Source organism: Streptomyces sp. NPDC048419, assembly GCF_043200415.1.
Lineage (GTDB): Bacteria > Actinomycetota > Actinomycetes > Streptomycetales > Streptomycetaceae > Streptomyces.
Genome location: NZ_JBICXT010000005.1, coordinates 286,287 through 301,918, shown reverse-complemented (window position 1 = coordinate 301,918; position 15,632 = coordinate 286,287). Strand labels below are relative to the sequence as shown.

The following is a 15,632-nucleotide window of genomic DNA, read 5'->3' as shown; positions in this document are numbered from 1 at the left end:
AAGGACGGGAGCAGGCAGTGACCCCTTGGAACCGCATCGAGGACGTCCTGCGGCAACGCCAGGTGACCGACGTCCTCGTCCCCGGTCTCATCGACCGGGACGAGGTGCCCGTGCCCGTGTTCCGGCCGCAGCCGCTCGTCGTGCACGTGGTGCTCGACGAGGGGGTGCTGCGGCTCGAATCGGTAGGGCAGTACGACCAGTTGGCGGTGCGGCTCGTGGAGTCCGTCTCGCTCGGCGGGATCGAGTTCTTCGAGACCGTGGAGGAGGAGACGGACGACGAGGTCGCCCACGCCTCCTGGGGGGAGCAGCTCTTCGGGGACGGCTGGTCGCGGCTGCGCTGCACCACCGTCCGCCCGTTCACGGACGGCGGGTCCGATCCGGCCGGGGGTGTCCTCAAGTGCCTGGCCCTCGAACTCGAGTCCCGTTACTGGCTGTTCTTCGACCCGACCTGGGCCTTCGGCATCAGGATCGGCAACGCGGAGGACATGCGGCGCTGGGAGAAGGACAACTAGCGGGGAGAAGGGCAACTGGCGGGGAGAAGGGCAACTGGCGGGGAGAAGGGCAACTGGCGGCGACCGGTCGGCAGCCCCGCCGGCACCTGCTCGCCACGTCACACCCCGCCCGTCACCTCCACCCGCACTCCAGCCCGCAGCCCCCACCCCGCCATCGCCCCGGCCTCCGCCTCCAGTACGTGCCGGGAGCGGGGCCGTGGCAGGCCCAGGCGCCAGGGCTTCATCGTGCGTACGGCGATGACGATGAGGTCGCGGTCGAGATAGGCGACGTCGATGGGGATGCGCATACGGAAGGTGTGGATGCTGTTGGCGGGGGAGAGCAGGATCGCTCCCTCGACCGAGTCCCGGCCCAACAAGCCTTTCGTACGGGCCCGGTAGGACGTGGCGATCTCCAACGGCACCGGTTCCGCGCCGAGTTCACCGTCACCCCGCACCACCAGCGTGCTCCGTCCGTCCTGCCAACGCCGCCCCATGCCGAGGCCCCCTCCCGTTGTCGCCGTCTGTCCGCAGGAGAACCCTGTGCACAGAAGAACTGCGAGAACCCGAACGTATCCGCACAGCACTGGGCCCTACATGGGCCCACGGACCCATGCCGAACCCGACCCGGCCGCCGTAGGGTCCCGCCGTGGGCGTACTCCTGATCGTCGTGGCCGCTCTGTGGGGAGCGGGGGCGGGCCTCGCGCTGCCCCGCGCGGCGCACCGTTTGTCGGTCGAGGCGGGCGAGCCCTGGAGCGCGAACTGCCCCGCCGGGCACCCGATCACGGGTGCGTACGGCGGCTGGGTGGGCCGGGCCGACTGCGCGACGGTGGAGCGCGCCGGCCCGTGCGGGACGTACGGCCCGAGCACGTTCGCCGTCTCCACGGTGACCGCACTCGTCTGCGCCGGGCTCGCCGCGGCCGGCGGCCTGCACCCGGAGACGGCGGTCTGGGTCCTGCTCACGCCCGTGGCGGTCCTGCTGACGCTCATCGACCACCGGGTCCACCGCCTCCCCGACGTGCTGACCCTGCCGCTGGCCGCCGCGACCGCCGTCCTGCTCGGCGTCGCCGCGCTCCTTCCGGCCGGCACCGGCTCCTGGCCCACGTCCCTGCTCGGCGGCCTGGCCCTGGGCGGCGCCTATCTCGTCCTCTTCCTCATCAACCCCTCCGGCATGGGCTTCGGCGATGTGAAGCTGGCCCTCGCGCTGGGCGCGGCCCTCGGCTGGTACGGCTGGGGGACCCTCCTCGTAGGTGCCTTCATGGGCCTGCTCTACGGCGCGGTGTACGGCCTCGGGATGGTCGTGCTGCGCCGGGCGGGCCGCAAGTCGGCGATCCCGCTGGGGCCGTTCATGATGGGCGGGGCGCTCACGGGACTGCTGCTGGGGGCGTTCGCGGCGAGCTGACCGCCCGGACCGCGGCACCGGTCCCACCTGTGGATACGGTGTGCGGCGACCGATTCGGACGGACGACTGCTGGGTGACCGATGTCGAAGATCGTGCTGATGATGAACATCTCCCTCGACGGCTTCGTCGAGGGCCCCGACCACGACATCAGCTGGCACTCCGTCGACGAGGAGATCCACCAGCACTTCAACGACGTCATCAGACGCTACGGCGCGCTGCTGAGCGGCCGCCGCACCTACGAGCTGATGGCCGGCTACTGGCCCACCGCGGACGCGGACCCGAACATCTCCGCCGTGGGCGCAGCGTTCGCCGGGATCTGGCGGACCATCCCGAAGGTCGTGTACTCGCGGACCCTGGAGCGGGCGGACTGGAACGCGACCGTCGTGCGGAGCGTCGTCCCCGAGGAGGTCAGGGCGCTCAAGGAGCGGTCGTACGGGGACCTCGGGCTCGGCGGGGCCGGGATCGCCGCCGAGTTCCTGCGGCTCGGACTCGTCGACGAGTACCGGATCTACGTCCATCCGGTCCTCGTCGGCCACGGCACGCGGCTCTTCCCGGAGGCCGACATCGACGCGTCCCTCCGGCTCGCCGAGAGCCGCACCTTCGGCAACGGCGTCGAGTACCTGCACTACGTGCCGAACACCGTCGGCGCCGCCTCGTAAAGCAGTTGTCCGGTCGGTTCGGGCGCGGGTAGGAAAGAACGCATGACTGGACTCGGTGCCGTGTTCCGCCCCCAACTGCCCCCCGAGCGACTGCGCGCCGTCGCCCGCGCCGCCGACGAAGCCGGACTCGAAGAGCTCTGGCTGTGGGAGGACTGCTTCCTGGAGGGCGGGATCTCGGCCGCCGCGGCCGCCCTGGCCTGGACCGAGCGGGTGCGGATCGGCGTCGGCCTGCTGCCCGTGCCGCTGCGGAACGTCGCCGTGACCGCCATGGAGACCGCCACCCTGCACCGGATGTTCCCCGGGCGCGCGATCGTCGGCGTCGGACATGGCGTACAGGCATGGATGGGGCAGGTGGGCGCGCGCGCCGAGTCCCCGCTGACCCTGCTGCGGGAGCACCTCCTCGCCCTGCGCACCCTGCTGAGCGGCGAGCGGGTGACCACCGCCGGACGCTACGTCCGCCTCGACGACGTCGGCCTCGACTGGCCGCCGTCCGCTCCCGTGCCCGTCTTCGCCGGGGCCACCGGGCCGCGTTCGCTGCGGCTGTCCGGCGAGGCGGCCGACGGCACCGTCCTCACCGCGTCCACCACGGTGGACGGCGTACGCAAGGCCCGCCAACTCATTGACGAGGGGCGGGAGTCGGCCGGGCGGACCGCCGACCCGCACGAGGTCGTGGTCTACCTGCTCGCCACCACCGGACCGGACGCCGTCGCCCGGCTCCGCGCCGAACAGGCCGGCGAAGGGCTCGAACCCGCCCCCGACCTCGGGGTCGCGGGGGACGCCGGCACCGTCGCCAAGGCCGTACAGCGTCTCGCCGAGGCCGGCGCCGACACGGTGATCCTCCAGCCGACGGGCGACGAGCCCGACCCGGAGGGTTTCGTGCGCTTCGTGGCGAAAGAGGTCCGGCCGCTCGTCCCCTGACCCGCCCGGCGGCCGGCCCGGCGGCGCAGTAGTCCGACCGCCCTTTCCGACCTTTCTGACAGGACCGAAGACCCGATGCCCCAGAACCAGCCCCGTAGCTTCGAGGACCTCGTGGCCGAGGGCGTCGCCGTGCCCACCGAAGGCTGGGACTTCAGCTGGTTCGAGGGCCGGGCCACGGAACAGCGGCCGTCGTGGGGGTACGCCGTCTCCCTGGCCGGGCGGCTCGCCGAGGCCACCGCCGCGCTGGACGTCCAGACGGGCGGGGGAGAGGTCCTGGACTTCGCGCTCGGCCGGGCCGCCAAGGCCCCGGCGCTCACCGCCGCGACCGAGGGCTGGCCGCCGAACGTCGCCAAGGCCACGGCCCTGCTCCGCCCCCGCGGCACCGTGGTCGTCGCCGCGCCCGAGGACGCGGCGCTGCCCTTCGCGGACGGCGCCTTCGACCTGGTCGCCAGCCGCCACCCGGTGACCCCGAACTGGCCGGAGATCATCCGTGTCCTGGAGCCCGGCGGCACGTACTTCGCCCAGCACGTGGGCCCCCGCAGCGTGTTCGAGCTCGTCGAGCACTTCCTCGGCCCGCTCCCGGCCGAGCAGAGCGCCGCCCGCCACCCCGACCACGAACGCGCCGGTGCCGAGGCCGCCGGCCTGGAGATCGTCACCCTGCGCGCCGAACGGCTCCGCATCGAGTTCCACGACATCGCCGCCGTCGTCCACTTCCTGCGCAAGGTGATCTGGATGGTCCCGGACTTCACGGCCGACGCCTACGAGGACCGGCTCCGTGACCTGCACGACCGGCTCGAGACCGAGGGCCCCTTCGTAGCCCACAGCACCCGCCACCTCGTCGAGGCCCGCAAGCCGCACCCCCTAGGCGTGCGCCCCTGACGTCACCTCTCCGATCACCAACTCCGGCTGCGCCTCCAGCACTTCGCCCACCCGCTCCACCTGCTCGAAGAGCTCCCTCTCCTGCTGCGCCGTGAGCCGCCCGAGCGGCTCCACCGTGACGGTCGTACGGCGGCCGCGGCGGCGCTGGTGCCACACCCCCGCCACCACGCCGTCCACCAGCAGCACCGGGAAGTTGCCGGCCTGCCCGCCGGCCAGCGCCCGCTGGTGGGCGGGGCCCGGGAACAGGGTCTCCCGGGGCTGCGCGGCGATGGCGTAGGCGTCGAAGTACGGCAGCAGACGGACCCCGCGGACACGGTCCTCGGGGAACTCCGTGTCACCGGCCACGACCCAGCACCCCGTCGCCCCCTCGAACGCGACCTCCTCGATCTCCCCCGCCCCGGCCAGCTGCCGGAACAGCGCGGTGGCCCAACCGGTCGGCGCCGCCAGCCACTTGCCGAAGTTCTGCGGCGTGGCGGGGCCGTAGGACCGCAGATAGCGCAGTGCGAGCTCGCGCACCGCCTCGTCGGGCGGCAGCGGAGTGAAGCGGGGCGGGCGGGTGTAGGTGACCTTGCGGCCGCGGTTGGGGCCGGAGCAGAGGGCGCCGGACTGGCCGGCCCGGTGCATCACCTGCCGCCAGCGTGGCCACAGGTCCTGGAAGGCGGGCATCACGCGGTCACCGGCCCAGGAGCCGGTGCGGGCGACGACCTCCTCGCTCAGCTCGTCGACGGTCAGGCACACCCCCTCCAGCGCGTCCCCGATCGCCGCCACGATCTGCCGCGCCTGCTCCTCGGTGACTCGCACGTCCGGCGCGAACGGCCCCGGCCCGTACGGCACCGCGGGCAAGGCAGAGCACCACAGCGGCAGTTCACGCGTGGGCAGCAGATGCACGGTCCCGCGCGGCCCGTGCATCTTCACCAGCGACGCCGGCGAGGAGCCGCCCCAGAGTGCGGCGCGCACCCCGGCCCGCGTCCCGTCCGCGGTCCGTACCCCCACCGACACCTCCGCCGCGGACAGCACCTGCGCATGCGCGCCGAGCATCGTGCCTACGACGTCGGCGACCGGAGTGCCGCTTTCCGCGGGCATGGCCAGGAACTGCCGCTCCAGCCGCCGCGCGCTCGCTTCGTCCCATGTGATCGTCAGGGTCATGAGTCGACGGTAGGCCGGATGGAGGTCAGATTTTGTCCTATATACCGAGCCCCTCTGTACTCACCAGGCCGGACATTTGCGGCATCGAGGGCAGGTAGCACCCGCACATTCACAGGTCTGGCCGGGTTTTCACATCGTTATCAAGGTTGGCTCGCCTCTGCCCTAAGCGTCACGTAAGTTAAAGGACAGGTAATTCGCGTGAGCAAAGCTGCGCGGCGGCACCGCGCAGTGGAGGGGGCTGCGCGGTGCCTTTTTCTGCGTCAAGTCCGGATCCGCGGCCCGGTTCACCCGCCCGGGGGACAGCGCCACGCCCGCCGACCGAACTGGGAATCAGCCGTCATCCGGCCATGAACCAGCCATAAGACGGCCGCGCGGCGGCCACCGGCGCGTCGCCGTTCGATTCCGGAGAGTAGTTGTGCCACGCCGATGCACCCACCCGCCCTCACGAAGGGTTATGGTGGAAACCCCCCCTCGGGCCGGTCCGTCTCCCCCCCACGGACCGGCCCGTTTTCGCGTGCTCAGGGGCCGCGACGAACCGCTTTCCAGGGCCGCGGCCAACTGCTTTCAGGGCCCCGGCGAGCTGCTTTTGAGGGGCGCGGGGAACTGCGCGACAAGCCACCCGCGGACCCGCACCCGCCGACGGATGTGACCGCCCACGAACCCCCGGCCCCAACTCCCCACCCCGGCCCCCCGAATCCCACGCCCAAGCCCCGCAGGGGTAGGCTGCGAGCCGCGGGGACCGCATCTGCACGGAGGGGCTGAACAACACGTGAACCTGCGCGACAAGCTGCGCGGCCTGCTCGTCAGGCTGTATGCGCGCCGGGTGGAGGGCCACCTGGACCACGCTCAGGTGCCCAAGCACATCGGCGTCATCATGGACGGCAACCGTCGCTGGGCGAAGGCCTCGGGTTCCACCACCGTGCACGGTCACCGGGCGGGCGCCGAGAAGATCGAGGAGTTCCTCGGCTGGTGCAGCGAGACGGACGTCGAGGTCGTCACCCTCTGGCTGCTGTCGACGGACAACTTCGACCGTCCGCAGGACGAGCTCGGCCCGCTTCTCGGGATCATCGAGGACGTCGTGAAGACCCTCGCGGCGGACGGCCGCTGGCGCGTGCACCACGTCGGCACCCCCGACCTGCTGCCCTCGCAGATGCAGACCGCCCTGAAGGAGGCGGAGGAGACCACCGCCCACATCGACGGGATAATGGTCAACGTGGCGATCGGCTACGGCGGCCGGCAGGAGATCGCCGACGCGGTGCGCTCCATGCTCCTCGACGCCCAGGACAAGGGCACCTCGATGGAGGACCTCGCCGAGGCCGTCGACGTCGACATGATCGGGCGGCACCTCTACACCGGCGCCCAGCCCGACCCCGACCTGGTGATCCGCACCAGCGGCGAGCAGCGCCTGTCCGGATTCATGCTCTGGCAGACCGCGCACTCCGAGTACTACTTCTGCGAGGTCTTCTGGCCGGCCTTCCGCAAGGTCGACTTCCTGCGCGCCATGCGTGACTACGCGGCGCGACACCGGCGTTACGGCGGCTGACAAAACCCTTGCCACGACTGGCATCGGCGGCCTCCGAGTGGGCCGGGACCACCCCATTTGGGGCGGAAGTAACAAGGAGTTCACCAGCGCGCCGCCATACATGTCGGCATGGTGACGCTTGTTCGAGGGCATAAGCCAAGCAGGTCGACGCCCGAACCACGGGTGTCGGATCTCAGCGGACGGCACGGGGCCGTCCGCCCGGGAGGCCCTTTGCACCAGCCCGATCGTGCGGTCACAGCACGGACGAAAAGGCGGAGGGCCGGTTTTCGGCCCGTGCATGGCGGCCGTCGACCGGCCCAGCTCCACTCCGTCGCTCCCCGACCTCATCCGAGGGGGTACGTCCTTCCGTGGTGACCAGCACAAAGCGCCACAAGCCAGACCGGCGCACCTATGTTCTCGACACCAGCGTCCTGCTGGCCGACCCGAACGCTCTGAGCCGCTTCGACGAGCACGAGGTCGTGCTCCCCATCGTCGTGGTCACGGAGCTGGAGGCGAAGCGGCACCATCCCGAACTCGGTTACTTCGCCCGGCAGGCCCTGCGCCTGCTCGACGAGTTCCGGGTGAAGCATGGCCGCCTCGACGCCCCCATCCCCATCGGGGAACTGGGCGGGACCGTCCGTGTCGAGCTCAATCACTCGGACCCCAGCGTGCTGCCGAGCGGCTACCGCCTGGGGGACAACGACTCCCGCATCCTCGCGGTCGCCCGCAATCTGCAGGCCGAGGGATTCGACGTCACCGTCGTCTCGAAGGACCTGCCGCTCAGGATCAAGGCCTCGTCCGTCGGTCTCCTCGCCGAGGAGTACCGCGCGGAACTGGCCATCACGGACTCCTCCGGCTGGACCGGAATGTCCGAAGTGACCCTGCCCGGCGAGCAGGTGGACATCCTCTTCGAGGAAGGGCACGTCCATGTGCCCGAGGTGTCCGACCTCCCCGTGCACACGGGCCTGACGATCCAGTCGGAGCGCGGCAAGGCCCTCGGCCGGGTCACGCCCGAGGGCAACATCCGTCTGGTGCGCGGCGATCGGGAGGCCTTCGGCATCAAGGGCCGCAGCGCGGAGCAGCGGATCGCGCTGGATCTGCTCCTCGACCCGGACGTCGGGATCGTGTCCATGGGCGGCCGGGCCGGCACCGGCAAGTCGGCGCTCGCGCTGTGCGCGGGGCTGGAGGCCGTCCTGGAGCGGCGCCAGCACCAGAAGGTGATGGTCTTCCGCCCGCTGTACGCGGTCGGCGGCCAGGAACTCGGTTATCTGCCCGGCTCCGAGGCCGAGAAGATGAGCCCCTGGGCGCAGGCGGTCTTCGACACGCTGTCCGCGGTCACCAGCCGCGAGGTCATCGAAGAGGTCACCGCGCGCGGCATGCTGGAGGTCCTTCCGCTCACCCACATCCGCGGGCGCTCGCTGCACGACGCCTTCGTGATCGTGGACGAGGCCCAGTCGCTGGAACGGAATGTCCTGCTGACCGTTCTGTCCCGGATCGGCGCCAATTCACGGGTGGTTCTCACCCATGACGTGGCACAGCGGGACAATCTGCGTGTGGGCCGCTACGACGGAGTCGTCGCCGTCGTGGAGAAGTTGAAGGGGCATCCGCTCTTCGCGCATGTCACGCTGACGAGGTCCGAGAGGTCCCAGATCGCGGCCCTTGTGACCGAAATGCTCGAAGACGGGCAGATCTAGCCGGTCTCACCGACGTCGGCCCAATTGGGGCCGGTTACGCGTCAGTTGGCGCCGTCCAGCAAAGGCCGAGAGCCTAGCCGGGCGGCGCCTTCGCGTGTTGCTGTTTCTCGAAATCCCAGGGGCCAAACGGGATGTGAGCTTTCACACGCAACTCAGAATTGCCACCCGACGTCCGGTTACGGCAGAGTCTCACTCCTGTCAGGCCCCGCATACGACACATCTGTACCCCCAGCGGTACGGCACCACAGAAGCACCACAGCTAACTCCACAGCGTCGTCGTATGCCGCCCGCGCACCACGCGGCTCTCCTCTCGCAGGAGTTGCCCACCGGGCCCGTGCCTCCCGTGACCCCGCAGTTGGGAGGCCAGAGTCAGGGGGCACGATTGCGTCCGCCAGGGTCACCGAAGCGGGCGATGCTGGAAGGAAACCGAGTGAGCCGGATTTCGGTCCGGGGATTCGCAGTGGCTTCGGCCACCGCGGTCACCGCCGTCGGAAGCGTTGTCGGAGTTGCCTCGGGCAGCACGGCCCAGCCCAACGACGCCGAGGCGACGGCATCCGACGCGACGCTCCTGGCGGACATACCCACGGGCCAGCAGGCCCAGGTGCAGACCGCCTCCCTGACGCAGCAGGCCGACGCCCAGGCGATCCAGGCCGACGCCAGCGCCAAGAAGGACGCCGAGGAGGCGGCCCGCAAGGCTGCCGCCGACACCGCCATCGCCAAGAAGGACGCGGCGGAGAAGGCTGCCAAGGAGGCCAAGGAGCGCGCCGCGGCGAAGGCCGCGGCCAGCCGGAGCAAGGCCACCTCGGCCGACTTCCCCGTCCAGAGCTCGTACTCCGTCGCCGACATCCAGTCGATGGCGCGGCAGATGGTGCCGAGCGGACAGTTCCAGTGCTTCAGCAACATCGTGGACCACGAGTCCAGCTGGAACTACCACGCGGTCAACGCCTCCTCCGGCGCGTACGGCCTCTTCCAGGCCCTGCCCGCCTCCAAGTACTCGTCCGTCGGCGCCGACTGGCAGACGAACCCGGCCACGCAGATCAAGTGGGGCCTGAACTACATGAACAGCCGGTACGGCAGCCCGTGCGACGCCTGGTCGTTCTGGTCGGCCAACCACTGGTACTGAGCCGCCGGGGCCGGCGGCCCCGTCTCTCAACCTTGCGCAGCCCCTCCCCGTCATAGGGGGAGGGGCTTTCGCCATGTACGGTCGGACGCAACGACTCCAGGGGGGAGTGGTGGGGACAGACGGGGGAAGAGGACGGATCATGTCGCGAGTTCCAGGGTGGCTCGGCCGGATCGGCGCCGGCCTGACCGAGGTGAGTGAGCGTTTGGACGAACGCCGCGCCGAGGTCGAACGGGAGTCGACCGACGACGACACCCCGTCTTCCGCACGGTTTTCCGCACGGTCTTCCGCACGCAAGAACGGGACGAAGCCGGCCCCGGACCGCACGGCCGACGTGCCGGCTCCGCCCCCCGCCCGTCCGGTCCGTCCCGAACCGGCGCAGGCCGTGCCGTGGGGCGTGCGGGTCGCGGCGGAGGCCGGCTGGCGGCTGCTCGTGCTCGCCGGCACGGTCTGGGTGCTGATGCGGGTCATCAGCGCCGTACAACTCGTCGTCCTCGCCTTCGTCGTCGCCCTGCTCATCACGGCCCTGCTCCAGCCGACCGTGGCCCGCCTGAAGCGGCACGGCGTTCCGCGCGGCCCCGCCACGGCGCTGACGGCGATCCTCGGCTTCGTCGTCATGGGCCTGATCGGGTGGTTCGTGACCTGGCAGGTCATGGAGAACATCGACAACCTCTCCAGCCAGATCCAGAGCGGCATCGACGACCTGCGCAACTGGCTGCTGAAGAGCCCCTTCCACGTCACCGACAAGCAGATCAACCAGATCGCCAAGAACCTGCGGGACGCGGTCGGCGCGAACACCGACCAGATCACCTCCGCGGGCCTCGAGGGCGTGCAGGTCGTGGTGGAGGCGCTGACCGGCATCCTGCTGACGTTCTTCTCGACCCTCTTCCTGCTCTACGACGGGCGGCGTATCTGGGAGTGGACGCTGAAGCTGGTGCCCTCGGCGGCGCGTCCAGCCATCGCGGGCGCGGGACCGCGGGCCTGGCGCACGCTGACCGCGTACGTGCGCGGCACGGTGCTCGTCGCCCTGATCGACGCCATCTTCATCGGCCTGGGCATCTTCTTCCTGGACGTGCCCATGGCCGTCCCGCTGGCCGTCTTCATCTTCCTGTTCTCCTTCATCCCGCTCGTCGGCGCGGTGGCCTCCGGAGCGCTGGCGGTGGTCGTCGCGCTCGTCACCCAGGGCGTGTTCACGGCCGTGATGACGCTCGCCGTGGTGCTCGCGGTCCAGCAGATCGAGGGCCACATCCTCCAGCCGTTCATCCTCGGGCGCGCGGTACGGGTCCATCCGCTCGCGGTGGTCCTGTCGGTCGCCGCCGGCGGCATGGTGGCGGGGATCGGCGGTGCGGTGGTGGCCGTGCCGCTGGTGGCGGTGTCGAACACGGTCGTGGCGTATCTGCGGGCGTACTCCGCGGAACACATCCCCGGCGGCGACGAACAGCCCCGGCCGGACGCCCCCGAGGAGATCGAGGACGAGGTCGTCCCGGCCGGCGCGGGGGCCGGAAAAGCGGCTCCCGAGGACGGCGCCGAGGGCACCGTCTCCTGACGTCCGCGGCATCTGAAATGCGTTCGCCGTTCGATCAAATGCACGCCGAACAAAGCCAATTGAACCGGCTCCGGGGGCAACTTCCGTCACCTGGAGACAGGTCGGAAATCTCCGGCCTGAATATGCGTTCGGCCTGATACACATTCCCCCCTCAGCGGTACGCGACAGGGGGGTGTCATGTCGGGCCACGACCTGCTGGCACGGGCTCTCGCTGCCTGCGGGCGCGAGGGATGGACCGGTGCCCTGCGCGTGTCCGGGGCGCCCGGCGGCGTGCTGCATCTGCGGCACGGACTCATCGTCGCCGCCGAGTCGCCCGGCTCGCCGGGGCCCGAGGCGCTGCTGCTGCGGTCCGGGCGGGTGGACGGCGAGCAGTGGGCCGCGCTGGTGCGCGAGTGCGGGGGCGCCCGCTGGCCGGCCGCCGGGCTGGTCGCCCGCGGGTACGCCGGCGCCGCCCAGCTCGCGGTGGTGTGCGCGATGGCGCTCCAGGACGCGGTGTTCGCGATCCTCGCGGGCCGCGTGGAGGGCTGCGAACGCGTGGACGCCGGCGTGGAACCGCCCGCCCCGGTGGCCGTGGGAGAGCCCTGCGCGCGCCTGCTGCAGGACGCTGCCCGCAAGCTGACCGCCCTGGCCGGGCTGCCGCACCCCGTGCACCCCGACCGTGAACGGCCGCTCCCCGTACCGGACTCCACCGCCCCGCTGAGCGAACTCCGCAGCGACCTGCTCGACCACGCCGACGGCCGCCGCACCTCCCGCGACCTCGCCTTCCGCACCGGCCGCGGCGTCTACACGGTCACGGTCGAGGTCTCCCGCATGCTCACCGAGGGCCTCCTGCGGTGCCCGCCGGAGCCCGTGCCCATCGCGGTCCGCGTGCCGCCCGAGGGCATCCACGGCCGTACCCCGCCGCCCCCCGCACCACCGCCGCCACAACCCCAGGCGCCGGTCACGCTCCCCCGTCGTGGACCGAACGGCTTCTTCCGCCTCCGAAACGGATCCCCCAAGTGACCGAACAGACCAGACACGTACCGAACTGTGAAAAGAAATACGGGAGTTGAGCACATGGACCACGAAGCCCTCGCGCTGGAGATGCGCGGCCTGCGGGAACAGGTGACCGGTATCACCGATACCGCGGTCGCGGCGGCGGACGGACTGCTGATCGCGGCCGACACCGCCGACACGATCGACCCGGAGGGCCTCGCCGCGCTCGCCGCGGCAGGTCTCGGGCTCGCCCGCCGTACCGCGCAGGCGACCTCACGCGGCGCGCTGCGCCAGACGGTGACGTACGGCAGCCACGGCTGTGCCGCGTTCTACGCCGTCGGTGACACCGCGCTGATGGTCGTCCTGGGCGACGAGGGCATGGACGTCGACCGGCTGCACAGGGCGACCGCACCCGCACTGGATCGCATCGGTTCGATCCTCAGGCACAAGACGGCAGAAGGAGTCTGAAGGGATGGCGACGAAGCGTATGACCACCGGTTTCTCGGACCAGGTGATGGGCCTGGTCAAGGCACTCCGCACCGACGCCCCGGAATGCGTCGCCTCGGGCGTCGTGGACATGTCCACGGGCATGCTGCTCTCCTACGAGACCATCGACAACCATCCGCCCGAGGTCCTGGACCTGCTGGCGGGCGCGACCCTCGACCTGTTCCAGGGGCGCACGGTGGTGATGATCGAGGACGTCTTCAAGGAGCGGCGCGGAGTCCAGAGCGACAACCACTTCTTCCAGGAGATCCTGGTCAACAGTGAGAACCTCACGCACCTGTTCGTGCGCATGAATGAGCAGCAGGACGTCGTCGCCGTCGTCGTCTGCCGCAAGTCGGTCAACGTGGGCATGCTGTTCGCCCAAGTACGGCGCGTGGTGAAGGAGTACAGCTTGTGACGGACGGCAGGCCCCTCCCCGATGCGGGGAGGGGCCTGCACGAAGGGCTCACTCGGTGCGCAGCCCGTCCGGCCGCATCAGCCGCAGCAGCGGCGGCAGGCTGAGCAGTGTCACGGCCAGGACGACCGCGGCGCCGATGCCCGTCATCGACAGCACGCTCGCCCAGTCCACGCTCACCGTGTCGCCGGTCATCTTCAGCAGTACGACGCCCAGCGTCAGGCCGACGACCGACGCGAGCAGCAGGCCCAGCGCGATCGGAATCGCCGTCTGCCACAGCACCGACAGGCTCAGCGTGCGGCGCCGGGTGCCGAAGGCCACCAGCGACGACAGCAGCTTCTTGCGCTCGCGCAACTGCTCCAGCTGCGACACCAGCAGACTCGCGCCGATCAGCACCAGGACGCAGGTGGCGCCCACGAACAGCCCGGTGCGGATGGACCGGAACTGCAGCGACTGCTTGCTGGACGCCAGAGTGAACACGTCCGCCAGCGGATCCAGCCGGGCAGCGGTGTTGCGCGCGTACTCGTCGGCGTCCGCCACCGACCGGTCGAGCGAGAGGTACACCTTCTGGCTCAGGCCGGCCGTCGCGGCCGCGGGCAGCGCGCCGGAGGTGATGAGCAGTCCGCCGCGCTCGTAGCCCGTGGGGTCCTCGCGCTGTGCCGCGGTCTTCACCCCGGAGGGCACCTTCCAGGCCGCCGTGTGACTGCTCGACCCGCTGTACGCAGGGTCGAAGTACAGGGTGCGGCCCGGCGCGATCAGCTTCTTGGTGTCGCCGCCGTACTGGTCGCCGACGATGCGGAAGATGTCGCCGTTGCGGCAGGACGTCAGCCGGGCCACCTCGGCCAGCTGCGCGCAGCTGCCGACGGCCACCTCCAGCTCGTTGTCCGGATCCTTCGGCCCGTCGCCGACCGAGCCGAGCGAGAGCGCCGTCACCCGGCGCACCCCCTCGGTCGCGGCGAGCTTGTGGTCCACCTCGGACAGCGGGACGTCACCGCGCACGGAGATCTCCATCTGCGCCCGGTCGAGGTCGTTCTTCGTCCACTTCGTGTAGTCGTGCTCGACCCCGGCGAACAGCATCTGCAGGGCGACCGCCCCGGCCACCGCGACCGCGATGCCGTTGACCATGCGGGCGGCCGAGCCGCTGCTCAACTGGAGTCTGCGAACCGCCAGTTGCCAGGAGACCGGACCGGAGTTCAGCCGGGCCACCACGGCCTCGACGATCCACGGAAGCAGCGCGGTGACGCCGACCAGCAGCAGCACGGTGCCGCCGATCACCATCCACTGGTTGAAGTTCCCGTTGTCGTTGCCCTGGCCGATCATCGGGTACAGCAGCGCGAGCCCGGCCAGCGGCAGCAGCAGCCGCCACCACAGCCGGCGCCGCGGCGGCTTCGCCGTACGGACCACGCCGAGTGGCTCGATCACGACCCCGCGCAGCGCGAACAGCGTGACCAGGACGGCCGCGGCGGGCACCGCGACGGCCACGACCAGGACCAGCGCCGGCGACGGGTTGAGGTCGCTCGGGAAGACGCTGATGTCCCGCACCTCCAGCGTGGCCGCCAGCTGACGTCCGGTGAGGAAGAAGACGGTGCCGAGGACGAGCCCGAGCAGCGCCCCGGCGAGGGCCTCACCGCCCGCGATCCGGCGGGCCATCCGGCCGTCGGCGCCGACCAGCCGCAGCGCCGCGAGCCGGCGGTCGCGGCGCTCGCCGCCGAAGCGGACGGCCGCGGCGATGAACACTCCGACGGGCAGCAGCAGCACCACGAAGATGATCGTGACGAGCAGGATCAGGATCGGGTCCAGGCCGTCCTGCTGGTGCCCGGGGGAGGGCCCGAAGTAATGGATGCGCTCGATGCTGCCGCCGGCCAGATGGTGCTCCAGGCCCAAGGCGCCCGCGTAGTAGGCGAGTTCGCCGGGCCCGACCAGTCCCCGGTCGGCGATGGTGCCCACGGCGCGGTAGGGGATGCGGTCGTGCAGCAGCTTGCCGGAGCCGGACGCGAGCAGCTTCTTCAGCGCGGGCGAGACGATCATCTCGCCCTTCGCCGGGAACTTCACGACGCCCGGCGGCAGCGGCGCCTTCGCCCCCTCCTGCTGGAGGAGCCGGCCGCGCACGTCCGCGCCGTGGAAGGTCGTGTCGGTGGAGGCGACGATCAGGGTGTCGTCCGCCTTCGGCAGCACCTTCCCGCTGTAGGTGAAGTCGTCCCGGGCGCTGCCCCGCTTGTCCCGCTGGGACAGCGCGCTCGGAATGGCGGTCGTCAGCAGCAGCAGCGCCACCCCGAGCCCGACGCCGACGGCGGTCAGCACGGCCCGGGTCCAGCCCTCGCGTCCGCCGGCGAAGGCGAACCGAACGCCCATGGCCAGATCTCTGGCCATCCCCCACTCCCGGCC

Annotated in this window: 15 protein-coding genes; 12 read left to right on the top strand and 3 right to left on the bottom strand. The window is 71.1% G+C overall.

Annotated features, from left to right (window positions below):
* Positions 1-17 precede the first annotated feature (17 nt).
* The gene (locus ACGFYN_RS14150; protein ID WP_393866079.1) at positions 18-512 is read left to right on the top strand and encodes a hypothetical protein; all 495 of its coding nucleotides are present in this window, start codon (positions 18-20) and stop codon (positions 510-512) included.
* A gap of 98 nt (positions 513-610) precedes the next feature.
* On the opposite strand, the gene ACGFYN_RS14145 is transcribed toward ACGFYN_RS14150, so the two are convergent.
* Entirely contained in the window at positions 611-985 is a 375-nt protein-coding gene (locus ACGFYN_RS14145; protein ID WP_393866078.1) for a DUF192 domain-containing protein, read from the bottom strand.
* A gap of 152 nt (positions 986-1,137) precedes the next feature.
* Between ACGFYN_RS14145 and ACGFYN_RS14140 the strand changes: the two genes are divergently transcribed.
* The 4 genes from ACGFYN_RS14140 (at position 1,138) to ACGFYN_RS14125 (ending at position 4,346) form a co-directional block, all read left to right on the top strand.
* Positions 1,138-1,890 carry a prepilin peptidase gene (locus ACGFYN_RS14140; RefSeq protein ID WP_393866077.1) on the top strand — a complete coding sequence of 251 codons (753 nt, stop codon included), beginning with the start codon at positions 1,138-1,140 and terminating at the stop codon, positions 1,888-1,890.
* Positions 1,891-1,970: 80 nt separating this feature from the next.
* Complete coding sequence (locus ACGFYN_RS14135; RefSeq protein ID WP_393866076.1) at positions 1,971-2,549, top strand: dihydrofolate reductase family protein; 579 nt, start codon at positions 1,971-1,973, stop codon at positions 2,547-2,549.
* A gap of 42 nt (positions 2,550-2,591) precedes the next feature.
* Complete coding sequence (locus tag ACGFYN_RS14130; protein WP_393866075.1) at positions 2,592-3,467, top strand: LLM class flavin-dependent oxidoreductase; 876 nt, start codon at positions 2,592-2,594, stop codon at positions 3,465-3,467.
* Between the two features lie 75 nt (positions 3,468-3,542).
* The gene (locus ACGFYN_RS14125; RefSeq protein ID WP_393866074.1) at positions 3,543-4,346 is read left to right on the top strand and encodes a methyltransferase domain-containing protein; all 804 of its coding nucleotides are present in this window, start codon (positions 3,543-3,545) and stop codon (positions 4,344-4,346) included.
* On the opposite strand, the gene ACGFYN_RS14120 is transcribed toward ACGFYN_RS14125, so the two are convergent.
* Entirely contained in the window at positions 4,329-5,492 is a 1,164-nt protein-coding gene (locus ACGFYN_RS14120; protein ID WP_393866073.1) for a winged helix DNA-binding domain-containing protein, read from the bottom strand. The two genes, ACGFYN_RS14125 and ACGFYN_RS14120, sit on opposite strands and share 18 nt — an antisense overlap.
* Before the next feature lie 769 nt (positions 5,493-6,261).
* Between ACGFYN_RS14120 and ACGFYN_RS14115 the strand changes: the two genes are divergently transcribed.
* From ACGFYN_RS14115 to ACGFYN_RS14085, 7 genes are all read left to right on the top strand, one after another.
* Entirely contained in the window at positions 6,262-7,035 is a 774-nt protein-coding gene (locus ACGFYN_RS14115) for an isoprenyl transferase (RefSeq protein ID WP_393866072.1), read from the top strand.
* Positions 7,036-7,382: 347 nt separating this feature from the next.
* Positions 7,383-8,708: a PhoH family protein gene (locus tag ACGFYN_RS14110; RefSeq protein WP_393866071.1), complete on the top strand. Its 1,326-nt coding sequence runs from the start codon at positions 7,383-7,385 to the stop codon at positions 8,706-8,708.
* A gap of 412 nt (positions 8,709-9,120) precedes the next feature.
* Complete coding sequence (locus ACGFYN_RS14105; protein ID WP_393866070.1) at positions 9,121-9,831, top strand: transglycosylase SLT domain-containing protein; 711 nt, start codon at positions 9,121-9,123, stop codon at positions 9,829-9,831.
* A 139-nt stretch (positions 9,832-9,970) separates the two neighbouring features.
* Complete coding sequence (locus ACGFYN_RS14100) at positions 9,971-11,374, top strand: AI-2E family transporter (RefSeq protein ID WP_393866069.1); 1,404 nt, start codon at positions 9,971-9,973, stop codon at positions 11,372-11,374.
* Between the two features lie 177 nt (positions 11,375-11,551).
* A complete protein-coding gene (locus ACGFYN_RS14095; protein ID WP_393866068.1) occupies positions 11,552-12,376 on the top strand; it encodes a MarR family transcriptional regulator in 825 nt (274 codons plus the stop codon).
* A 54-nt stretch (positions 12,377-12,430) separates the two neighbouring features.
* Positions 12,431-12,817: a roadblock/LC7 domain-containing protein gene (locus ACGFYN_RS14090; RefSeq protein ID WP_384250816.1), complete on the top strand. Its 387-nt coding sequence runs from the start codon at positions 12,431-12,433 to the stop codon at positions 12,815-12,817.
* 4 nt (positions 12,818-12,821) lie between these two features.
* Positions 12,822-13,250, top strand: a complete 429-nt coding sequence (locus ACGFYN_RS14085) for a hypothetical protein (RefSeq protein ID WP_393866067.1) — start codon at positions 12,822-12,824, stop codon at positions 13,248-13,250.
* Between the two features lie 48 nt (positions 13,251-13,298).
* On the opposite strand, the gene ACGFYN_RS14080 is transcribed toward ACGFYN_RS14085, so the two are convergent.
* Entirely contained in the window at positions 13,299-15,617 is a 2,319-nt protein-coding gene (locus ACGFYN_RS14080) for an FtsX-like permease family protein (protein WP_393866066.1), read from the bottom strand.
* Positions 15,618-15,632 lie beyond the last annotated feature (15 nt).

Excerpts from the sequence above, each read along its gene's own strand:
- ACGFYN_RS14145 (WP_393866078.1), bottom strand. The coding sequence starts at position 985 with ATGGGGCGGCGTTGGCAGGACGGACGGAGCACGCTGGTGGTGCGGGGT.
- ACGFYN_RS14095 (WP_393866068.1), top strand. The coding sequence starts at position 11,552 with ATGTCGGGCCACGACCTGCTGGCACGGGCTCTCGCTGCCTGCGGGCGC.
- ACGFYN_RS14080 (WP_393866066.1), bottom strand. The coding sequence starts at position 15,617 with ATGGCCAGAGATCTGGCCATGGGCGTTCGGTTCGCCTTCGCCGGCGGA.
- ACGFYN_RS14085 (WP_393866067.1), top strand. The coding sequence starts at position 12,822 with ATGGCGACGAAGCGTATGACCACCGGTTTCTCGGACCAGGTGATGGGC.
- ACGFYN_RS14100 (WP_393866069.1), top strand. The coding sequence starts at position 9,971 with ATGTCGCGAGTTCCAGGGTGGCTCGGCCGGATCGGCGCCGGCCTGACC.
- ACGFYN_RS14120 (WP_393866073.1), bottom strand. The coding sequence starts at position 5,492 with ATGACCCTGACGATCACATGGGACGAAGCGAGCGCGCGGCGGCTGGAG.
- ACGFYN_RS14090 (WP_384250816.1), top strand. The coding sequence starts at position 12,431 with ATGGACCACGAAGCCCTCGCGCTGGAGATGCGCGGCCTGCGGGAACAG.
- ACGFYN_RS14105 (WP_393866070.1), top strand. The coding sequence starts at position 9,121 with ATGCTGGAAGGAAACCGAGTGAGCCGGATTTCGGTCCGGGGATTCGCA.
- ACGFYN_RS14130 (WP_393866075.1), top strand. The coding sequence starts at position 2,592 with ATGACTGGACTCGGTGCCGTGTTCCGCCCCCAACTGCCCCCCGAGCGA.
- ACGFYN_RS14125 (WP_393866074.1), top strand. The coding sequence starts at position 3,543 with ATGCCCCAGAACCAGCCCCGTAGCTTCGAGGACCTCGTGGCCGAGGGC.
- ACGFYN_RS14135 (WP_393866076.1), top strand. The coding sequence starts at position 1,971 with ATGTCGAAGATCGTGCTGATGATGAACATCTCCCTCGACGGCTTCGTC.